The sequence below is a fragment of the Tenacibaculum lutimaris genome (assembly GCF_003610735.1).
GTDB classification, from domain to species: Bacteria; Bacteroidota; Bacteroidia; order Flavobacteriales; family Flavobacteriaceae; genus Polaribacter; species Polaribacter lutimaris.
In genome coordinates, this window is record NZ_RAQM01000010.1 from 33,181 (window position 1) to 54,814 (window position 21,634).

The 21,634-nt window shown below is 31.6% G+C and carries 20 protein-coding genes; 5 read left to right on the top strand and 15 right to left on the bottom strand.

From position 1 onward, the window contains the following. The first annotated feature begins 18 nt into the window (after positions 1-18). The gene (locus C8N26_RS10420) at positions 19-1,635 is read left to right on the top strand and encodes an ArnT family glycosyltransferase (protein WP_120187244.1); all 1,617 of its coding nucleotides are present in this window, start codon (positions 19-21) and stop codon (positions 1,633-1,635) included. A gap of 8 nt (positions 1,636-1,643) precedes the next feature. On the opposite strand, the gene C8N26_RS10425 is transcribed toward C8N26_RS10420, so the two are convergent. The 11 genes from C8N26_RS10425 to C8N26_RS10475 all read right to left on the bottom strand — a co-directional run bounded on the left by C8N26_RS10425 (position 1,644) and on the right by C8N26_RS10475 (position 12,268). Then, positions 1,644-2,732: an AMP-binding protein gene (locus C8N26_RS10425; RefSeq protein ID WP_120187245.1), complete on the bottom strand. Its 1,089-nt coding sequence runs from the start codon at positions 2,730-2,732 to the stop codon at positions 1,644-1,646. A gap of 18 nt (positions 2,733-2,750) precedes the next feature. Then, on the bottom strand, positions 2,751-3,674 hold the full coding sequence (locus tag C8N26_RS10430) for a CPBP family intramembrane glutamic endopeptidase (protein WP_028891059.1): 924 nt from the start codon (positions 3,672-3,674) through the stop codon (positions 2,751-2,753). Between the two features lie 2 nt (positions 3,675-3,676). Beyond that, positions 3,677-4,714 (bottom strand): o-succinylbenzoate synthase, encoded by a 1,038-nt coding sequence (locus C8N26_RS10435; protein WP_120187246.1) that lies wholly within the window; start codon positions 4,712-4,714, stop codon positions 3,677-3,679. Between the two features lie 11 nt (positions 4,715-4,725). Then, complete coding sequence (locus tag C8N26_RS10440) at positions 4,726-5,244, bottom strand: SRPBCC family protein (RefSeq protein ID WP_120187247.1); 519 nt, start codon at positions 5,242-5,244, stop codon at positions 4,726-4,728. Between the two features lie 22 nt (positions 5,245-5,266). Beyond that, entirely contained in the window at positions 5,267-5,944 is a 678-nt protein-coding gene (locus tag C8N26_RS10445) for a metal-dependent hydrolase (RefSeq protein WP_120187248.1), read from the bottom strand. A 52-nt stretch (positions 5,945-5,996) separates the two neighbouring features. Then, on the bottom strand, positions 5,997-6,821 hold the full coding sequence (locus tag C8N26_RS10450; RefSeq protein WP_120187249.1) for a DUF4349 domain-containing protein: 825 nt from the start codon (positions 6,819-6,821) through the stop codon (positions 5,997-5,999). 15 nt (positions 6,822-6,836) lie between these two features. Then, positions 6,837-7,754, bottom strand: a complete 918-nt coding sequence (menA, locus tag C8N26_RS10455; RefSeq protein ID WP_120187250.1) for a 1,4-dihydroxy-2-naphthoate octaprenyltransferase — start codon at positions 7,752-7,754, stop codon at positions 6,837-6,839. 57 nt (positions 7,755-7,811) lie between these two features. Then, entirely contained in the window at positions 7,812-8,591 is a 780-nt protein-coding gene (locus C8N26_RS10460) for a (Fe-S)-binding protein (RefSeq protein ID WP_120187251.1), read from the bottom strand. A 64-nt stretch (positions 8,592-8,655) separates the two neighbouring features. Next, positions 8,656-9,975 carry a (Fe-S)-binding protein gene (locus C8N26_RS10465; protein ID WP_245962555.1) on the bottom strand — a complete coding sequence of 440 codons (1,320 nt, stop codon included), beginning with the start codon at positions 9,973-9,975 and terminating at the stop codon, positions 8,656-8,658. A 44-nt stretch (positions 9,976-10,019) separates the two neighbouring features. After that, the gene (locus tag C8N26_RS10470) at positions 10,020-10,985 is read right to left on the bottom strand and encodes an MlaD family protein (protein WP_120187252.1); all 966 of its coding nucleotides are present in this window, start codon (positions 10,983-10,985) and stop codon (positions 10,020-10,022) included. Between the two features lie 65 nt (positions 10,986-11,050). After that, positions 11,051-12,268 carry an N-acetylmuramoyl-L-alanine amidase family protein gene (locus C8N26_RS10475; RefSeq protein ID WP_120187253.1) on the bottom strand — a complete coding sequence of 406 codons (1,218 nt, stop codon included), beginning with the start codon at positions 12,266-12,268 and terminating at the stop codon, positions 11,051-11,053. 94 nt (positions 12,269-12,362) lie between these two features. Here C8N26_RS10475 and C8N26_RS10480 point away from each other — a divergent pair, with 94 nt between their 5' ends. Then, positions 12,363-15,059 (top strand): putative LPS assembly protein LptD, encoded by a 2,697-nt coding sequence (locus C8N26_RS10480; protein ID WP_211327802.1) that lies wholly within the window; start codon positions 12,363-12,365, stop codon positions 15,057-15,059. A gap of 62 nt (positions 15,060-15,121) precedes the next feature. After that, positions 15,122-15,502 carry a Rid family detoxifying hydrolase gene (locus C8N26_RS10485; protein ID WP_099216251.1) on the top strand — a complete coding sequence of 127 codons (381 nt, stop codon included), beginning with the start codon at positions 15,122-15,124 and terminating at the stop codon, positions 15,500-15,502. Between the two features lie 58 nt (positions 15,503-15,560). On the opposite strand, the gene C8N26_RS10490 is transcribed toward C8N26_RS10485, so the two are convergent. The 4 genes from C8N26_RS10490 to C8N26_RS10505 form a co-directional block, all read right to left on the bottom strand. Next, positions 15,561-15,923 carry a methylglyoxal synthase gene (locus C8N26_RS10490; protein WP_120187254.1) on the bottom strand — a complete coding sequence of 121 codons (363 nt, stop codon included), beginning with the start codon at positions 15,921-15,923 and terminating at the stop codon, positions 15,561-15,563. Between the two features lie 66 nt (positions 15,924-15,989). Further along, positions 15,990-16,982 (bottom strand): type I glyceraldehyde-3-phosphate dehydrogenase, encoded by a 993-nt coding sequence (gap, locus tag C8N26_RS10495; protein WP_120187255.1) that lies wholly within the window; start codon positions 16,980-16,982, stop codon positions 15,990-15,992. 23 nt (positions 16,983-17,005) lie between these two features. Further along, positions 17,006-17,989, bottom strand: a complete 984-nt coding sequence (gene pfkA, locus C8N26_RS10500; RefSeq protein ID WP_028891044.1) for a 6-phosphofructokinase — start codon at positions 17,987-17,989, stop codon at positions 17,006-17,008. Positions 17,990-18,194: 205 nt separating this feature from the next. Continuing rightward, the gene (locus C8N26_RS10505; protein WP_120187256.1) at positions 18,195-19,565 is read right to left on the bottom strand and encodes a tetratricopeptide repeat protein; all 1,371 of its coding nucleotides are present in this window, start codon (positions 19,563-19,565) and stop codon (positions 18,195-18,197) included. Between the two features lie 207 nt (positions 19,566-19,772). Between C8N26_RS10505 and C8N26_RS10510 the strand changes: the two genes are divergently transcribed. Next, positions 19,773-20,114: a DUF2853 family protein gene (locus C8N26_RS10510; protein ID WP_120187257.1), complete on the top strand. Its 342-nt coding sequence runs from the start codon at positions 19,773-19,775 to the stop codon at positions 20,112-20,114. Between the two features lie 93 nt (positions 20,115-20,207). Next, a complete protein-coding gene (locus C8N26_RS10515) occupies positions 20,208-21,632 on the top strand; it encodes an L-serine ammonia-lyase (protein WP_120187258.1) in 1,425 nt (474 codons plus the stop codon). The last annotated feature ends 2 nt before the right edge of the window (positions 21,633-21,634 follow it).

A 21,634-nucleotide genomic window follows, 5' to 3' on the forward strand; every position in this document is an offset into this window, starting at 1 on the left:
ACTTATTCTATTTTCAGAATGAAAAACAAACTAACTTTTAATATCTTTTTAGTAATCGCAACTATTAGTTTACTCATTAACGTGGGTTCGTATGGGGTTATTGAAAGTAGCGATGCTAGATATGCCGAAATTGGTAGAGCTATGCATGTCTCTGGTGATTATATGCATCCTAACCTGTTAGATGTTCACCATTATCACAAACCTCCATTTACCTATCAAATTACAGCGTTAGGTTACAAAATATTTGGTATTAATGCTTTTGGAGCTCGTTTCTTTCTACAACTAGCTGTTTTACTTCAACTTATATTAGTGTATCGTTTAAGTATTTCATTATTCAACAATAAAAAAACGGCACTTTGGTCTACTATTATTTATTTTAGTTTTCCGTTGGTTTTAATGTCTTCACGAAACTTAACAACCGACGCTTTTTTAGCAACCTTTGCTTTATTAAGTATTTATAGCTGGGTAAAATATCGCCAAACGGGAATTATAAAATGGCTCTATGCCTTTACCTTGAGTTTAGCTTTAGGCTTTTTAACAAAGGGACCTGTAATATTTATTGTTCCGGTAATTTTTATTTTATTTTATAATCGTACAGAAAAATCGAAAAGAAGCTTTTCTATACATCATATTGCAGCATGGTCATTATTTTTAGCTATTGCAGCATCTTGGTTTGTATATTTAGGCTATAGTAATCCTGCCTTTTTAGATTATTTCTTAGGAAAACAAACCGCAGATAGATTCTCTAAAAATGCCTTCGGAAGAACAGAACCTTTTTGGTATTTCTTAGCTTTTGCTCCACTAGTTGGTTTACCATGGTTTTTAGCATTCATTTATTTACTTAAAGATCAAAAAGAGCTATTGAAAACAAAAACAATTCATTTCGCTATGCTAATGGCATTTATAATTCCTTTGATTTTCTTTTCAATTTCTTCTTCAAAACGAATTTTATACATCTTACCATTATATGGCTTGCTTGCTATTTTAATAGCTGACTTGTTTTCACGAATCAACACAGAAAAAATCAAAACTATTAATGCCTTTATTCTTGGTTTTTCTAGTTTAATTCTATTAACTTTTATAGTAGCTCCATTTATTAATACTGGAATGAATTTTCCGTATTATTTAGCTATTGCTAGTTGTGGTGTCGCAATCATAGTATTCTTTATTTATAGATCTAAAGAAGAAGTTAAATTTAAGCCCGTACTTACCTCTTTTGTTGTGACGGTATTTTTATTGATCAGTGCTTCGACTATTTTAGCTAAAAATGAATTAAAAGTAAATGCTTCAAAACCTGTAACAGACTTTATTATTAGTGAAAATCTTAATTCTAGAGATATTTTAGTCTATAACATCAGAAAGTCATCAATTGCTTTTGGATTGAATAAATCGATTATTTCTTTATACGATGGGCATGAGTCTTTAAACAGAGAAACTCAGTTTGAAACTGATACAAATTGGAAAAATCACTTAATCAATCTTAAAGATGCTACTGAGTTGGAAAGTTTACATGAAATTGTAGAAAAACCTAGTGTGCTAATACTTTATAAAAAGCAACTTCCAGAAAGATTAAAATGGTTAGCCAACAAATACTCCCATAAAAAAGAAATGGGGAAATGGACTATTTTATACTAATGATAAGATTATAAAAACCTTACTAAATCCAACGTTTTTTTACGTTGGATTTTTTTTGTTTCTGTCTCAATAAATTCTTCTACAAAATAAATTTCTTTAGGAGTTTCGTATTTAGAGAGCTCATTAAGATTTCTCACTTTGTTCGAAATGACACTATCTTTCTCTCCTTCTATTACTAAAATTAATTTCTCTCCTAGTTTTTGATCAGGAACACCAGCAACAAAAAAACGATTTAAGATGATTTTAGATAGTTTTTCCTCTATTTTTTCTGGATGCAGCTTAACTCCTCCAGAATTAATTACATTGTCATAGCGCCCTAACCATTCAAATTCTGTTTCAGAAATTAAATGAACTACATCATTTGTTACAATTCTTTCCTCCGATACTTTAGGCGCATCAATTATCAAACAATTTCGATTGTCTTGTGAAAGGTATACGTTGGGTAATGTTTTATAGTGAGGTATCTCATTATCAATAGATTGCTTCGTCATTCCTCCTCGCAATGGTGCACAGTTATTTAAACTCTTAACTGCGATATGTGTAATTGTTTCCGTCATTCCATAGGTAGCGAAAACTTGAGTAGACAGGTTCTGAATTGCTGAAATCAAGTCATTAGATACCACTCCTCCTCCTACAATTAGTTTTTTAACCTTATGTAAATCTTTTAACGAGTTTTGCAACTGCATTGGTACCATTGCAGAAAAATCATACACTTTATCCATTCCTTCCAATGGATTAGAAATTGCTTCAACAATATCTAGCTTCCACCCTAACGTTAATGCTCGGACTAACATCATTTTTCCTGCAATATAATCAGTAGAAAGGCATAGTAAAGCAGTAGTGTTTTCTTTCAATTCAAAAAAAGTGCCTGTTGCCTCAGCTGAGTTTTTCATAAACTCTTTTTTTAACGGAATTGGTTTCGGTTTTCCTGTAGATCCTGAAGTTTGTACTATAATAAAATCTTCAGTATTAAACCAATCTGATAAAAATGAAAAGACAGAATTATTTATTCTTTTAGAAAAACTTAAGAGTTCTTCTTCTGAAGAAAAAGACTCTCCATTTAACTGAAAACTTTTATGAAAGGTATTTTTTTTCACAATATACTGATCAATTCACTATTGAATTTCTTTAGTAATCACTGGTTTTTCAATCTTACCAAACAACTTTTCTTTCCAATTTTTCCAGCCATATTTTTTTTGCAAAAACATTATATATAACGGATAAATGAAAAACACAGGAATAATCATTTGATATATTAAATTCGGTTCAGAATGATCAATAAATAAGGCGTCAGTTTGAAAAACTGCCCAATTTGAAGCTACTAAAACAGCCGCTGCAATATTATTTGCTGCGTGAATTCCTAAAGCTAGCTCTGCTCCTTCATCTAACAAGGTGATAATTCCGAATAAAAAACCTGTACCAATATAAAAACCCATAATTCCGTAACCTAACTTGGATACTTCTGGATTTAAAATATGCATTAAACCAAACAACGTTGAAGTTACGATTAGTGGAACCCATCTAGTCTTAGTTAAAATTCCTATTCCTTGCATTAAATAACCTCTAAACAACAACTCTTCTAACGATGTTTGAATCGGAATTAAAATGATACAAATCGTTAATAATAGAAAAAACGGAACTGGTTTAAAATTCCACACGAATTCTTCTGGTGCTAACAAATAGCCTATAAAGAGAAAAAATACCGTCATTAAAAACCAAGTAACAAAACCATAAAAAAAGCGATTCCAATCTACTTTCTTTCTACTTGTTACTACAGAAGTGAATGACCGTAAATGCACGAACTTCACAAATACTATCAACAAAACTAAAAGTACTGCAAATGGTATTAAATTTTCAATTAGGAAAATATTTTTGTTTCCTTGAAAATTGGCTGTATCTTCCATTAACCCTTTATATACTTCTGGTAATAAAAAATAGATTGCGAAGTTTAATAAAAAAGGAGACATTACTATTAAAATTGTAAGTAACCACCTCCACCAACTATTTTCGCCTTTATATACTTGTTGTATAAAATCCATTGTTAAATATTAAAGTCCCAATGTTTATTCGTGTTATAACCTAAGCTACCATTTGTAACTTCTAACGGACTTTCTATGTTATTTGTAAACAAACTTCCTGTTCCTAATCCTTGTGGTAATGGATTATTCAACGTGTACGTCCATTGTGCTATGGCATTTAATCCAATATTACTTTCTAATGCCGAAGTAATCCAATTACCTGCATTGTGGTTTGCTGCTATTTGAATCCATTCGTTACTTCCTTGAAAACCTCCAACCAAGCTTGGTTTTAAAATAATGTATTGTGGTTGAATTGTAGCAATACATTTTTCTTTTTCTTCGGAAGAAAACACGCCTATCAACTCTTCGTCTAATGCAATTGGTAATGGAGTTTTTTCACATAAACTTGCCATTTCTTGCCATTGACCTTGTTTAATTGGTTGTTCTATCGAATGTAATTCTAACTCTGCTAATCTTTGTAATTTTTCTAAAGCATTTTCAGGTAAAAACGCTCCATTTGCGTCTACACGAAGTTCTATTTCTTTGGATGAAAATTCTTTTCGGATTGACTTTAATAATTCTATTTCTGTATCGAAATCAATTGCTCCAATTTTCATTTTTATGGTTGTAAAACCTTGTTGCAACTTATCTTTTATTTGTTGTTGCATAAAGGTTTTATCTCCCATCCAAATTAATCCGTTTATTGAAATTTGTTGCTTGCCTTCAGAAAAATCTGATGGAAATAATTCAAACGGATTTTTACTTTCTAATGATAAAAAAGCTTGTTCTAATCCAAATTGAATTGACGGGTAGTGTGCCACTTCAGTCAATAAAACATCTAAACCTAAATTAATATTGCTACACACCCACTGTAACTTCTCTTCATAATTAGGTCTGTCATCTGCACTTAATCCTCGAAATAAGCCACACTCTCCAAAACCTTGTTTTCCGTCTCTTTCTAAAACTAAAAACCAAGTTTCTTTTGTTCTTAAAACTCCACGAGAAGTTCCGCTGGCTTGTTTAAAATTCAATAAATATTTATGATAGGTAGCTTTTATCAACTTTCTATATTTTAGTTATGAGTTTCAGATGCTTTTTTAAATTCATCTAAATATTGTTGACTCATTTTTTTTAATGCTCCTTTAAAATAAGGGAACAAACAACTCATTACATACGACTCACTTGTACAGGTAGTTGTTTGTACTATTTTAGTAGTGTTTCCTTCTGAAGTAAATACATAATCATCTGTTTTTAACATATTTTCTGCATCAAAATGAAAAGTAAGTTTTTCATTTTCTTTAAAAGCTAATACTTCTTCTGTCATAGTTACCAATTTTCCTTGGTTTTCAACTACAACTTTATAAGTGCTCCCTACTTTGTTTGGCTTTTCTTCTAATGTTTCTATCGATTTTACTTCCGGCATCCATTGTTTCATCAATTCTACATTTTGAAAATCGGAAAAAACTTCTTTTACAGGCTTATTAACTGTTACTTCATTCGTATACACTACCTCTTGAACAACCAATCCTGTTAAAAAAAATGCTAGAATTAAAGCAGTTATAATTCCTAAAATTATTTTGATTTTTTTCATACTTCTAACCTAAAATAACTTCTTAAATAGTTATTGTTTCTCCAATTTCTAAAATCACTAATTCTTTTTTAGCTTGTGTAAACTTTTCTTTTGCATCATCAACATCAATTGTTATTGGAGGAAAAGTATTAAAGTGACAACCTATTACTTTATTACAAATTACCAAATCACTTGCTATAATAGCATCATCTACTCCCATAGTGAAATTATCTCCTATTGGAAAAATTGACGCTGTAAGGTTTGTTGCCATTGGTATTAACTGCATATCCATAGTAACAGCTGTATCTCCTGAAACATATAACGATTTTTCTCCTGCAGTAATTACGAATCCTCCTGGTTGACCACCATAGCTTCCATCAGCAAAAGACGAGGTATGTATAGCGTTTACATATTTTGCAGAAAATGTATCGTTAGTATAAGTACCTCCATGATTTACAGGGTGTCCTTTTAAATCCTTAGCACCATAATACATAACAATTTCGTAATTTGAAACTATCGTAGCTCCTGTTCTTTCTGCAATACGCTCAACATCTAATACATGATCTTGGTGCGCATGTGTAAGTAATATATAGTCTGCTTTTACTTCATCAACATTAATGTGCGATGCTAAAGGGTTTCCTGTTATAAAAGGATCAATTAACACATGAGTCCCATTAATTTCTACTCCAAAACACGCATGACCGTAAAAAGTGATTTTCATCTATTTGTTTTTAGTTTTAATATGATAAGATATTACCTTAAACTCTAAGGTTCTATCCTTTCTTTCGTTTTATTCGCTTTTTTATAAATATAATTAGGATGATTATTAACAATATAAATGGCCAAATATTTACCAAACCAATAAAGAACCATTTTATATTATCTATCCCACTACTAAAAGCTTCTGCTAAGCGTTTTCCATAACTTTTTGAATATGCTTTGCTTATTTCTGTTTTATAAAATCGGATTGTTAAGGTTGAATATGATACCTGGTTTTGCAAATACTTCAGGCGACCTTCCATCGATTCTATTTCTGATCTTACATTGTTTAATTCTCTTTCTACTTCTATAATTTCTTTTACTGAAGACGCTTTTTTTAATATCTCACTATAACGCTGCTCTAACTCTTTTTTTACTTTTAAACGAGCTTCAACATCTAAGAACTGCTCAGTTACATCATTTACCGATATATTCTTACTATCGAATCGTGAAACTTTTGATGAAACTTCATTTAAAAAATCATCAAAACTTTTAGAAGGAATTCTAACCGTTAAATTTGTTGTTATGCTTTGTGAAGATTTGTATTCATTATCCGTAGCAATATAACCTTTGTACTTTTTTAATACTTGTTCAATGTGGTTTCTTGTCGCTGATAAATCATTTGTTTCAAAAGATACATCTCCTGTTTTAATAAGTTTTCTTTCAACTACTGGAGCTTCATTATTTCCCTTTAACTCTACTGATTCCTCTATATCTTTATCAATTACCATATTCCCTAAAGCCTTATTATTACCATAAGACTCAAGGTTTTCACCTCCGCCATTACAAGCTGTTAATAAAACAACAACTACAAAAAGATTTAAAATTTTTTTTATCATATTTTTTCAGGGAAGTTACAAAATTTGCCCCAATCCAAATAAAATTGAAAATAAAAAGGTACTTAACGCTACTTTTTTTAGCTCTCCATCTAATAAAGTCTCTTCTTTATTTTTGTACACAAAAAACAGATGTTTTGCCAAAGGAATGTAAGCTACAATAAATAGAAATTGAGTTGGTGAGTGATACTTGATAACCACATATAACAATGCAAACAGAAATGATGCGATAATTAAAAAGTAGTGATACATTTTTGCCGATTCAGCTCCCATTTTCACTACCAACGTGTTTTTTCCTGATTTTGCATCATTCTCTCTATCACGCATGTTATTTAAATTCAACACCGCTGTACTTAACAATCCGACAGTTATTGCTGGTAAGAAAATGATAAAGTTTAATTCTTTAGTGTATAAAAAGTACGTTCCTACTACTGCTAACAATCCGAAGAAAAGGAACACAAAAACATCTCCGAATCCGCTATAACCATAGGCTGATTTACCTACCGTGTATTTTATTGCCGCAACAATAGAAGTAATTCCTAATCCGAAGAAAATTACTGAATACAAAAAGTTGTCTTTTCCGAAGGAAACATAAATCAGTAACAATGCAATAATAGTCGTAACGACTCCTGTAACTATCATTGCATTTTTCATTTGTTTTGGTGTAATTACTCCTGAAGCTACCATACGTGCTTCTCCTTCTCTTTCATTATCCGTACCTTTTACTCCGTCTCCATAATCATTAGCAAAATTGGACAATACTTGAAAACCAATTGTCGTTAGAATGGCTAGCCAGAAAATAGATGTTTCTAATAAGCTTACAGCACTCTCTGAATAAAATACGTTATTAAATCCTAAAAAAGCTCCTACGATAATTCCTGAAACAGAAAGTGGTAGGGTTCTTAAACGTGCCGCTTTGATATAGTTTTTGATCATTCTTAAAAAATAAGATTCCCGCTTTCGCGGGAATAACACAATTTATATTTTTTGCTATTACAAATTATTTGCTTCTGCAATTAATTCAGCAATATCTTTTACTTCTATTTGTGCTTCTTTCTCTTTAAATTTAACACCGTCAGTCATCATGGTATTACAATAAGGACAACCTGTAGCAATAATCTGCGGATTTGTTTCTAAAGCATCTTCTGTTCTTAACACGTTGATATCCTTATCTCCTTTTTCTGGCTCTTTAAACATTTGTGCTCCTCCAGCACCACAACATAATGCTGTTGATTTATGACGCTTCATTTCCGTCATTTTTACTCCTAAACGACGAATTAATTCACGTGGACTTTCATATACATCATTTGCGCGACCTAAATAACACGGATCATGATACGTTAAACGCTTACCTTTTAAGTTTTCATCTTCAATAGTTAAACGTCCTTCTTTAATTAACTTATTAATATATTGGGTGTGGTGATACACTTTATACTTACCTCCTAATCCTGGATACTCATTTTTTAAAGTATTAAATGAATGTGGATCACAAGTAACAATTGTTTTTACTTCGTAAGCGTTTAAAACTTCAATATTAGTAACGGCTTGCATTTGAAATAAGAATTCATTTCCTGCACGTTTTGCTGCGTCTCCTGTTGAACTTTCTTCGGTACCTAATACAGCAAAATCTACATTAGCTTGTTGTAATATTTTTACGAAAGCTCTTGTTATTTTTTTTGCTCTATCATCATAACTTCCTGCAGCTCCTACCCAAAACAACACTTCTGGTTGTTTTCCTTGAGCCATCATATCTGCCATTGTTGGTACGTTCATAATTCTTTATCGTTTAATTGTTGAACTGTTTTATTTAGTTTTTTAAGGATCGAATAAGTAATATTTATTCTTCGTCTTTCCAGTTTAATCTATCCATTTGACTATACTGCCATGGAGCTCCGTTATTTTCAATATTGGTCATCATCATATTCAACTCTTGAGGAGCTGCTGATTCTTCCATTACTAAATAACGACGCATTTCCATAATAATTGATAACGGATCGATATTTACAGGACATTCTTGTACACAAGCATTACAACTTGTACATGCCCATAATTCTTCTGGAGTGATATAATCGTTTAATAATTGCTTTCCATCATCAACAAACTTACCTCCATTTGCATCCATATTTTTCCCAACTTCTTCTAAGCGGTCACGAGTATCCATCATAATTTTTCGAGGAGATAATTCTTTCCCCGTTAAATTTGCAGGACAAGAAGAAGTACAACGTCCACACTCTGTACAAGTATATGCATTCATTAACTGTACCCAATTTAAATCGGTAACATCAGATGCCCCGAATTTTTCTGGCTCACCTTCCTCTGCTCCTTCTTCAGGCATTGCATAAGGATCTGCATCTGGATCCATCATCATTTTTACTTCTTTAGTAACAGCTTCTAAATTAGAGAACTGTCCTTTTGGATTTAAATTTGCAAAAAATGTATTTGGAAACGCTAACAAGATATGCAAGTGCTTTGAATAGTATAAATAGTTTAAGAAAATTAAAATACCTACAATGTGTAACCACCATGCAGATTTTTCAATTGTGTGTAATGCTTCTGGTGAAAAACCATCAAACCAAGGTGCTACAAATTGAGAAACTACATTCCCTACTCCTGCTTCTTGGAAATGAACATCAGTAGCATTCATGACCAAAAATAAAGTCATTAATACCATTTCGAAATATAAAATAATATTTCCATCGTTTTTTGGCCACCCTTCCATTTCCTTATTCCAGAAACGTTTTACTTTTTCAATATTTCTACGGAACCAAAAAACTGTAACCGCTAGCAATACCAAAAGAGCTAATATTTCAAAACTACCGATTAAAAAACCATATAAAGCATCTCCTATAATTGGTTGAAAAACACGATGTGTACCTAATAAACCATCAATAACGATTTCTAACATTTCGATATTGATTAAAATAAATCCTACATACACGACAATATGTAAAATACCAGAAACAGGACGGCGTACCATTTTATATTGTCCTAAAGCAATTTTTGCCATGTTTTTCCAACGCTCTGGCTTTCTATTACTTCTATCAATATCTTTTCCTAATTTAATGTTGCGTATCAACTTACGAACATTCATTACAAAATACCCGATACCTGCAATTAAAATAAGTGCAAAAAAGATGTTTGGTACGTATTTCTCCATCGTTCTTTAATTATTAAGTTTTGTTAGATTTTATAAATATAAGCTTATTTATTACTTACATTTTTCTCGTTATTCTCTTCGTTATATGGTTTTGCTTTTTTTCCAAACAATGAAAAATGTACAAAACGCTTCGGATTTAATTTCATTTCTCTTAAAAGTTCCTCTAATTCCTTTGAAGCGTTCGTTAAGTTAGTGTACATTTTTTCATCGGTCATTAACTTACCTAAAGTACCTTTTCCTGACTTCATATCAGCTAACAAAGTATTTACATTCACTAAAGTTGTTTCTAACTTTTTAACAGTTTCTCCTAAATTAGCTTTCGCTAAATCTTCTGAAACTTTTGAGAAATTATCAGTAATATTTTTAGCGTTCTGTAATGTAGAATCTAGATTAGATTTATTGTCTGCTACTAAAGAGTTTACTGAAGATAATGTTTTACGAACATCATAAATAGTTCCTTCTAAGCCTAGAATACTTCTATTTAAACTTTTACGAGACTTTTCATCCAATATTTGGTTTATTCCTATCAATAAAGAGTCTGCTCCAACTAAAACATTTTCTAGTTTTGCTTGAATAGGATTTAATTTTTCTCCTACTGATGAAAATATATCTGATTCAACCTCTCCTTTTAAATAGTCTCCAGATTTAGCTATTTCTCCATCATATTTAGGAACAATGGCTAAATTTTGACCTCCCATTAAACTAGCTGAATAAATTTTAGCAATACTATTTTTAGAAAATTCAAAATCGGTATCTAACGATATTTTCACTATTAGTTTACCTCTTTTTTCTGGTTGCTCATTAAAGTAAATTTGATCTACCTTACCTACTTTCAACCCATTAATTGTAACTAAACTCGCCTCATTAAGACCGTTTATGTTATTGTACTCTACAAAAAATTGTCTTGTATTAGCACTGAACAAATCTTGCCCTTTTAAAAAGTTATACCCCCAAATGAATAAGGCTATAACGATTACAGCAACAATTCCTGTTTTTAGTTCTTTAGACATATAAAATATTTATACGAGCGAAAATAATAATAATTTTGGGAGTATAAATATAGAACACCTCTAAATTAACGGTTTTTCAATGCTTCTTTGATAGAAATTCGTTTTCCGTTTTTAAAAGCCACTACCCATGCATCTTTATATCCATTACTTTTTACTTCTGGCAACAACTTTTTTATTCCTGAAAGACTTGGTGAATTTCCGTAATAATATTTGTAGTAACCATCTATAAATAAAACCTCTACATTTTTCAACCCTTTAAAAGTACTTGTAGATAACTTTTTTTTAGAAGCTGCAATTTGAATTTTAAATTCGACCTCTGAAGATTTTTTCTCTGGAGTTTTAGTTACTTTTTTAATTGACTCCTCTTTTTTATCACTTGTTTGGGTTACTTCTTTCTTCACTACAGGTTTAGGATTTACTTTCTTAACCGTTGGTTTTGATTCTTCTTTTTGAATCAATGGCGCATTTACTGTAATGGTTTCACTAATTGTATTTAGTTTTAACCTTTCAAAGTACTTTTCTATAGCCTGAGCTATTGATTTTGCCATTTGAAGTTGTCCTTTTCTTGAATTAAGAAAGCTACCTTCCGCTTTATTAGTTAAAAAACCTAACTCTATTAAAACACTAGGCATTACAGTTTCTCGCAACACTAAAAAATTAGCTTGCTTTACCTTTCTATTATTTCTTTTAAGAGCTACAAAGTTATTTTGTACCAATCCTGCTATTCCTAAACTATTTTCTAAATTTTCTTCTTGAAGTACTGATAACCCTATTACCGATTCAGGAGAATTAGGATCATAATCATAGTTTTGCTTATAATTATCCTCTAATAAAATTACAGAGTTTTCCTTTTTTGCTATCTCTAAATTTTCTTTATTTCCACTAAGACCTAACACAAAAGTACTCGCTCCATGAGGATCTGATCTTCTAAAAGCATCGCAATGTATTGATACAAATAAATCTGCTTTCTTATCATTTGCTATTTTAGCTCGGTTGTGTAACTCTACAAAAACATCTTTTTTCCTTGTATACTCAACTTCAATATCTTTTGATGTTGATAACTCCTTTCCTACATCGAGTGCTACTCTAAGAGCAATATGTTTTTCTCTAAATCCGTTTCCTAAGTTACCTGGATCTTTTCCTCCATGACCTGCATCTAGCACAACTGTATATTTTTTTTGTGCAAAAACAGATGATATCTCTCCTAATAAAACAGTTAGAGAGGTTATAACAATTAATGATATTTTTGAGATATTATATTTACGGAAATTTAAGAATTGCATCAATAAAATTTAACTATTTTTGGATTTTAAAATAAGAGCGTTCAAATAGTACGCCAAAGTTTTTAAATATAACACAAAAATAGTATTAATAATATTGCGAGCAAATCCTACTTACATACTTTTAGCTTTCTGTCTTTTTTATTTTCAATTAAGCTCTGCTCAAGAATTTGGTAAGAAAGAAATTAATTCTATCAATCTTAAAAAAGATTCTATTTCTTCAAATCCTAAGGACTCTTTAATCGCGTTAAAAAACAATGCTCTTATTGGTAAAAGAGATACTATTGCTAACGACTCTATAAAACCAAAAGAAGTAATAGATGGTATAATTACACATAACGCTGAAGATTACACCATACAAGACGCCAAAAACAAAACTGTTACCTTATACAATAAAGCCCATGTAACTTATACCGATATTGATTTAAAAGCTGGTATAATTATACTAGATTATAAAAACAACATGGTGTACGCCAAGGGTATTAAAGATAGTACTGGTTACCATCAAAAACCTCAATTTAAACAAGGTGGACAAGAATCTGAACAAGATTCTATTCTTTTTAACTTCAAAACAAAAAAGGCTTTAGTTTACGGAGTAAAAACAAACCAAGCAGGAATTATTACTTACGGAGAAAAAACCAAACGCATAAACGACTCTACCATATATATGCGTAGATTACGTTTTACAACCTCTCAAAAAGAAAATCCTGATTACTACATACAAACAAATAAAGCAAAGTTAGTTCCTGGTAAAAAAATTATTGTAGGAGGAAGTAATTTAGTATTAGCAGATGTACCTACCCCTGTTTATTTACCTTTTGCTTACTTTCCTATGACTAATAAGAGAACTTCCGGTTTTATTATTCCTTCTTGGGGTGAAAGTAATAACCAAGGTTTTTTCTTACAGAACGGAGGTTACTATTTTGCTGTTAGCGATTATTTTGATTTAACAACTTTAGCAGATCTATACACCAACGGTAGTTGGGGCTTAAATGCTACCTCTAATTATTATGTACGTTATAAATTTAGTGGAAATTTTAGTATTCGCTATGAGAACATTATACGAGGTATTCGTGGTTTGAGTGATTATAACAAGTCAACAAATTTTAATATTCGTTGGACACATAGTCAAGATTCTAAAGCTAGTCCGAACTCTCGTTTTTCTGCCTCTGTTAATTTGGGTAGTAGTAAATACTATCAACAATCTTTAAATGAATTTAATAGTTCTCAGTTTTTAACTAACACCTTAAACTCTTCTATTTCATATTATACAAAATTTGTAGGTACACCTTTTAATTTAAGTGTAACTGCAACCCATAATCAAAATACGAATACTGAAACTATCTCCATGACTTTACCTTCTTTACAGCTAAACATGGATCGTATTTATCCATTCGCTGGTAAAGATGGTGTAAAAAAGAATCCTATTCAAAAAATGGGATTGAATTATAGCATGCAAGGTCAGTATCAAATCAACACTACTGACGATGAGTTTTTTACTCCTAAAATGTTTCAAACAGCTAAAAAAGGAATACAACACAATTTGAGTACAAATACAAGCTTAAAAGCTTTTAAATACTTTACTTTATCTCCAAGTGTGAGTTATAAAGATGTTTGGTATTTTGATCAAATTAAAAAGAGATATGATCCTACTGCTGTAAACAAAGATGGTAACTTAGGAGCTGCAGTTAACGATACTATTAGTGGCTTTACGCGTTACAATGAATATAACTTTGGAGTTTCATTATCTACAAACATCTATGGTACATTTAACTTCAAAAAAGGACGTTTAAAAGCTATTCGTCATACAATTAGACCCTCTATTTCATACGGATATCGTCCTAATTTTGCTGATGATTACGATTTAACAGTTCGTCAGAGCTCTGATCCTAATGACCTATTAACTTACTCTCCTTTTGAAGGTGGTATTTATGGTACACCAGGAAGTGGAGTTTCAAACTCTATTGGTATTTCGGTAAATAATGTTTTAGAAGCCAAAGTAGCTCCGAAAGACCCTGACAGTGATGAAGAAGACAAAAAAATCACCCTTCTTAACAACTTAAACTTTAGCACAAGTTACAACATCGCTGCTGATAGTTTACGTTGGGCTCCTGTAAGAGCCAATGCTGGTACGCGTCTTTTCAAAGATAAACTTGCCTTAAACATGAACGCTACTTTTGATCCTTATCAAGTAAACAGCAAAGGCGATAGAATTAATAAGTTTAACGGCGGTCTTCTTAGAATGACTAATTTGGGAGTAACAGCAAACTACTCTATTTCTAGTAAAGATTTTGAAAAAAATAAAGATGGTAAAGATAATTCTGATAACAAAAATGGAAATGGAGCCCAAGATACCCCTGATGTTTTTGGTGAAAGTATAGGCGCAACTAATGGCTTTCCTAACAACAGCAATAAAAATAACGAAAGTGAAACAAAAGAAACTGAGTTATACAGAGCTAAAATACCTTGGACCCTTAATTTAGCTTACTCTATGAGCTATACTAACAACGGACTAACAAGTCAAATAGGCAACAACGCATTAATGTTTAGTGGTGATGTTGAGCTTTCTCCTAAATGGAAAGTTAACTTTTCTTCTGGATACGACATTAAAGACAATGCTTTCACCTATACAAGATTAGGTTTTTCGAGAGATTTAGATAGCTGGCGATTCAACTTTAACTGGACTCCTTTCGGTATTAACTCTTCTTATAACTTCTTTATTGGGGTTAAATCTTCTGTATTAAGCGACCTAAAATGGGATAAAAACAAACCGCCAGACAGGGTTTTATTCTAGAGTTAGAAAAATCTAACTTTTCCTTTTTAACAAAGCAAACAACTTTATAAACTCAAACTAAAATGAAAAAAATAATCACAACTGATAAAGCTCCAGCTCCAATTGGACCATATAATCAAGCTGTACTTAGTGGAAATACTTTATACACTTCTGGGCAAATTGCTATTAACCCTGAAACTGGTGAGTTAGTTTTAGATTCTATTGAAGCAGAAACAAAACAAGTAATGCAAAACATGAAAGAAGTATTAGCTGCTGCTGAAATGACATTTGAAAACGTTATTAAGACTTCTATTTTCATTTCAGACATGCATAACTTTTCAAAAATTAATGCTGTTTATGGTGAGTATTTTGATGATGCCACTGCTCCTGCTCGTGAAACAGTAGAAGTTGCTAACTTACCTAAGTTTGTAAATGTAGAAATTAGTATGATTGCTGTTAAGTAAGCCAATCTTAAAAACATGAATAAATAAAAAATCCACTTTTTGAAAGTGGATTTTTTTATTATATCGCTTTGATTAATAATTCTGCTGTTGATGGATTTGTAGCTAACGGTACATCGTGAACATCACACAAACGCATTAACATAGAAATATCTGGTTCATGTGGATGCTTTGCTAAAGGGTCTCTAAAAAATAATACCATTTGACATTTTCCTTCCGCTACTCTACCAGCAATTTGTGCATCTCCTCCAATAGGCCCTGATAAAAACTTTGTTACTTCAAAACCTGCTTTTTCTGCTTTTTCTCCTGTTGTTCCCGTAGAAATAAGTTGAATTCTTTTTTGGTGTAAAACTTCTTTGTGTTCGTTTAAAAACTGAACCATTTCAGCTTTCATTCCATCATGTGCTATAATTGCTATTTCCATAAATAGTGTTTAAAAAAGTATTCCCGCAAAAAGCGGGAATACAATATTACAAAATATTTTATGCTTTTATAAAGAAGCTGAATACTCTAATAAATCTACAATTTTAGTAGCATATCCAAACTCGTTATCGTACCAAGAAATTACCTTGAAAAAGTTTTCGTTTAACTCTAAACAAGCATCGGCATCAATTACTGATGTTCTTGTTTCTGAAACAAAATCTTGTGACACTACCTCATCTTCAGTATATCCTAAAATCCCTTTTAACTCACCTTCAGAAGCATCCTTTAAAGCTTTTAAAATCTCCTCTAACGAAGTCGCTTTTTCTGTTCTAAACGTTAAATCTACTAAAGAAACGTCCGCTACAGGAACTCTAACAGCCATACCTGTTAATTTACCTTCTAATTCTGGAATAACCTTTGTTACAGCTTTTGCTGCTCCTGTTGATGTAGGTATAATATTGTTAACTACTGAACGTCCTCTTCTCCATTTTTTGTTAGGTCCGTCAACCGTGTTTTGTGTTGATGTTGCTGCATGAACCGTAGTCATCAAACCTTCTTTTAACCCAAAGTTATCGTGAATTACTTTTGTTAATGGGCCTAAACAATTTGTTGTACATGAAGCATTTGAAAAGATATTTTCATCAGCTGTTAATTCTTTATGGTTTACCCCCATAACATACATATTAGCATCTTTAGAAGGCGCTGAAATAATTACTTTCTTCGCTCCTCCTGTAATATGCATTGCTGCCTTATCTTTATCTGTAAAGAAACCTGTAGATTCAATTACATACTCTGCTCCGGCTTCATTCCATTTTAAATTTTCAGGATTTCTTTCCGCAGTTATTCTTATTGTTTGTCCATTTACAACTAAGTTTCCATCTTTTACTTCAACATCTCCTTCAAAACGTCCATGAACAGAATCATACTTCAATAAATAGGCTAAATAATCTACATCTAACAAATCGTTAATAGCCACAACTTGAATGTTGTCTCTTTTTATTGCAGAACGGAATACTAATCGACCAATTCTTCCAAATCCGTTAATTCCTATTTTTATCATTATTTAAAATTTTATATTCATATTTAAGTGGTCATAATATCAGATACGCGTAATAATTCGGTATCAATATTATGTTGACCTTTGATTGCTTTTTCTAAATCGGTAGAAATTACTTTATTATCTTTCAACCCTACCATCAAATTTGTTTTTCCATCAAGTAATAATTCAACAGCACTTACACCTAGCCTACTTGCTAAAACTCTATCAAAACAAGATGGAGAACCTCCTCTTTGCATATGTCCTAACACAGAAACCCTCACCTCATATTCAGGTAAATTTTCCTCTACATAATCGGCCAATTCAAATACATTTTTTCCAGTTTTATCTCCTTCTGAAACTACTACTATACTTGATGATTTTCCTGATCTTCTACTTTTCTTTAACGATTCTAACATTCTTTCTAACCCTAAATCTTCTTCAGGAATTAAAATTTCTTCAGCTCCTGCACCAACACCTGCATTTAATGCTATAAACCCAGCATCACGCCCCATAACCTCAACAAAGAAAAGTCTATTATGAGAAGAAGCTGTATCTCTAATCTTATCAATAGCTTCTACAGCTGTATTTAAGGCTGTATCGTAACCAAGCGTATGACTTGTTCCTGAAATGTCATTATCTATTGTTCCTGGGATTCCTATAATAGGGAAATTGAACTCTTTGTTAAAAATCACTCCTCCTGTAAAAGAACCATCTCCTCCGATTACTACTAAAGCATCTACATTATTCTTTTTTAAGCTTTCATAAGCTTTCTGTCTTCCTTCTTTAGTTCTAAAATCTTTTGATCGAGCCGATTTTAATATCGTTCCTCCTTTATGAATAATATTATTTACACTCCTAGCGGTTAAAGGAATTAAATCTCCTTCTATCAATCCTTGGTACCCTCTATAAATCCCCATACAGTCTGTACGATAATAGGCACAAGTCCTTACAACAGATCGTATCGCGGCATTCATTCCTGGAGCATCCCCTCCAGAAGTCATCACTGCTATTTTTTTTATTTTTCTCATAAAACGAATATCAAATTTACTCAATTTTAGTCATTTTTTAATAAAAAACAACAAATTCATTTTTGCATTTTAATTAAAATTAAACGTTTCATTTTATTTGGTTACTTTAAGTCAAAAAAATGAAACCAACTGTAATCTTTCATTACTACAATAAAAAAGAGCCAGTTAAAAAACCAGCTCTTATACTTAAAAAAAATAATTTTATTTACTGTATTGCTTTATTGTATTTAGAAACAACATCTTGTACTTTTTCACTATCAAAAACAGTAGGATATAACTCTTTTATGATGGTATGATACTCAAAATCGATTTCTAAAGCACTTTGTAGGTGGGTTAAACTATATTCTTCCTTTCCTAAAATCATAAATAAACCACAAAGCCTATATTCAATTTCAGCAAATTCTTTATATGTCTTTTTAGCTTTTATTAAAGTAATTAATGCTTCATTAAACTCACCTAAAAACAACAGAATATCTGCTAATGCTACATAAATCTCAATTTCTCTATCACCAAGTGCTAAACATGTATTAAAAGCTTTAACAGCTTCTTCATAAAAACCTAGTTTTAAATTAATATCACCATATCGTCTCCAATACAGTACATTACCTTCATCTATTTGGATTGCTTTATTAATGTAGTGCAATGCTTTTTGATAATTTTCTTGATTATAACAAGCATTGGTTAATAAAATCCACCCACGATCTAACAACGGATCTTCGTGTACTGCTTTTTTATAAAAGCTTATAGCTGCATTAACATTATCTAGTTTTTCATAACATTCACCTATTCTTACATAAGCATAAGCTGTAGGATCATCAAGTTCTAATGTTACCGAATAATTTTCTATAGCTTCTTCATAACGTTTTAACTCTTCTAAGGTTTTTGCTTTTTCTAAGTATCCTCCTATAAAACTATCATCAATAAGTACCGCATAATCAAAAGCTGTTAATGCTTCTTTAAACATTCCCAACTCAAAATATTGCTTTCCTAATTGATGCCACGCTACTTCACAATAGGGATTTCTATCTAAATAAGCATTTAAAAATCGTATTGCTTCTTCGTGGTTTTCTTCCATATCAAAACAATACACAATATTGTATAGCGAAGAATAATCCTCATAATCTACCTCAATACATTTTGCGAAGTTTAAACGCGCATTTTCAAAATCATCTAGATATAAATATTCCATACCTATCATAGACCAGATATCTGCAGGATCTTCAATATACTGCAAAGACTCTTTTAAGATTGCTATGGCTTCTGTATGCTTTTTCTTTTTAGATAAGATAATAGCCTTCTGAATAAACACCTCGTCGTTATGAGGTTCTACTGCTTCTATGTTAGATAGCATCTTGATTGCTTCCGGCAATTTATCTTCAAAAATTAAAATTTCTACTTTCATTAATTTTAATTGAATTGAAGAAGGATGCTGTTCCAACCCTAGTTGTACTGCCTTTTTAGCCAATGATTGTTTTCCTATATTTAAATAATGCTCTACGATTGTTTCAAACTCGACTGCATCAAAAAAATATACTTCATTGGTTTTCAACATAGATTCAAATTTTGATAATGACATAGGCTAAAGATTTGAATTCACATTAAAGTTACTACAAGAACAATACCCTTTTAACAAAAAAACTAATTGTTTTCAACAATTTAATTAACAAAATATACGTTAAGAGCTTATTAACTCTAAGATATTTGAAAGAACCAATTATTTTTCTATATTTGAAAGAATTAAAAAATTCAAGAGAATTTAACATCTAATTTTAAACAAAAAATCATGAGTAAATTTGACGAAAAAGTAGCACTTTATAAGAAATTTATGGACGATAGAGATATCCGTTCAAACACCGATTTATTAACCGCAGTAACTAAAGGTTTAGGTCCTTCTATTTACAAAAATGATGCTGAAACAGTATCTGGTAGCGATTCTAAAGAGTTAGAAACAGTAAAGAAAAACTTCTTAATGAAAAAATTAGGATTAGACGATAGTCCTGCTTTAGACAAAGCCATTGATGAAGTAATGGAAAGAATTGGAAGATCTGAAAGAAACAAATACCGTGCAGTAGTGTACTACATGTTAGTTAAGAAATTTGACAAAGAGTCTGTTTACGGAATGTAATACATACGTCTTTTTTAAATAAAAATTAAATCCTGTATTTACTTTTGAATACAGGATTTTTTTATTTTAGCCACCAACAAACAACTTATACTTATGTCGCAGTTTATTAGCGTTTTTGACATGCTTAAAATTGGGGTGGGACCTTCTAGCTCTCACACTTTAGGTCCTTGGAGAGCAGCACAACAATGGATACAAAAATTAAAAGAAACTAATGAATTTCTTTTAATTGAAGAAGTCAAAGTAGACTTGTACGGTTCTCTTTCTTTAACAGGAAAAGGACACGCGACTGACTTAGCTGTTTTATTAGGATTAAGTGGAGCTGATCCAGAATATGTTCCTATTGAAAGTATTGACGTTATTATTAGCGATATTCAAAATAAAGAACAGTTGTTTTTCAACAACGAAAGAAACATTCCATTTTTAAAAGATTCTGTAAAATTCAACCGAGAATTTCTCCCTTTTCATGCAAACGGAATGACCTTTAGAGGTTATGCTCAAGGTGAAGAAATTTCTACTGAAACCTACTACTCTATTGGTGGTGGTTTTATTGTACAAGAAGATGATCATTTAGCAGAAGACATTGAAATTAACAAACAAAACTTCCCTTTTCCAATAAACAGAGCTACTGAGCTTGAAGCCTATTGTGAAAGAGAGAGTTTAAATATTTCAGACATTGTTTATCAAAACGAATTGGTAATTAATTCTGCTGAAGAAATTGATAAAGAACTACACCGTATTTGGAATACAATGTTAGAGTGCATGTATATAGGTTGTCATACACAAGGTACTTTACCTGGTGGATTAAACGTAAAGAGACGTGCGTTTGAAACACATCAAAAACTAATTAAAGATGCTGAATACACCAATCAACAAGAATGGATAACTGCCATTCGAGGTACTGAAGTTAAATTCCGTGAAATTTTAAAATGGGTAAGTTGTTTAGCTTTATCAGTAAACGAAGTAAATGCCGCATTAGGAAGGGTGGTTACTGCTCCAACCAATGGAAGTGCTGGTGTAATTCCTGCCGTTTTAATGTACTATTTAGTAATTGAAAACCATGATGCAGATTTTGAACACGTTAAAAAATTCTTATTAGTTGCAGGAGAAATAGGCAGTATCTTTAAGAAAAATGCTACTATTTCAGCTGCTATGGGTGGCTGTCAAGCTGAAATTGGTGTTTCATCAGCTATGGCTGCTGCTGCATTAACCGAGTTGTTAGGAGGAACACCATCTCAATGTTTAGTAGCTGCTGAAATAGCTATGGAGCATCATTTAGGGCTTACATGTGACCCTATAGGTGGATTGGTTCAAATACCTTGTATCGAACGTAACGCTATGGGAGCTATCAAAGCAATTAACGCTGCTGAATTAGCTTTAGAAACCAATCCTAAAGAATCTAAAGTTCCCTTAGATAAAGTAATTGATACCATGTGGGAAACTGCTAAAGACATGAATCGAAACTATAAAGAAACTTCTGAAGGTGGTTTAGCAGTTACGGTACGTTTAGCAGATTGTTAGCA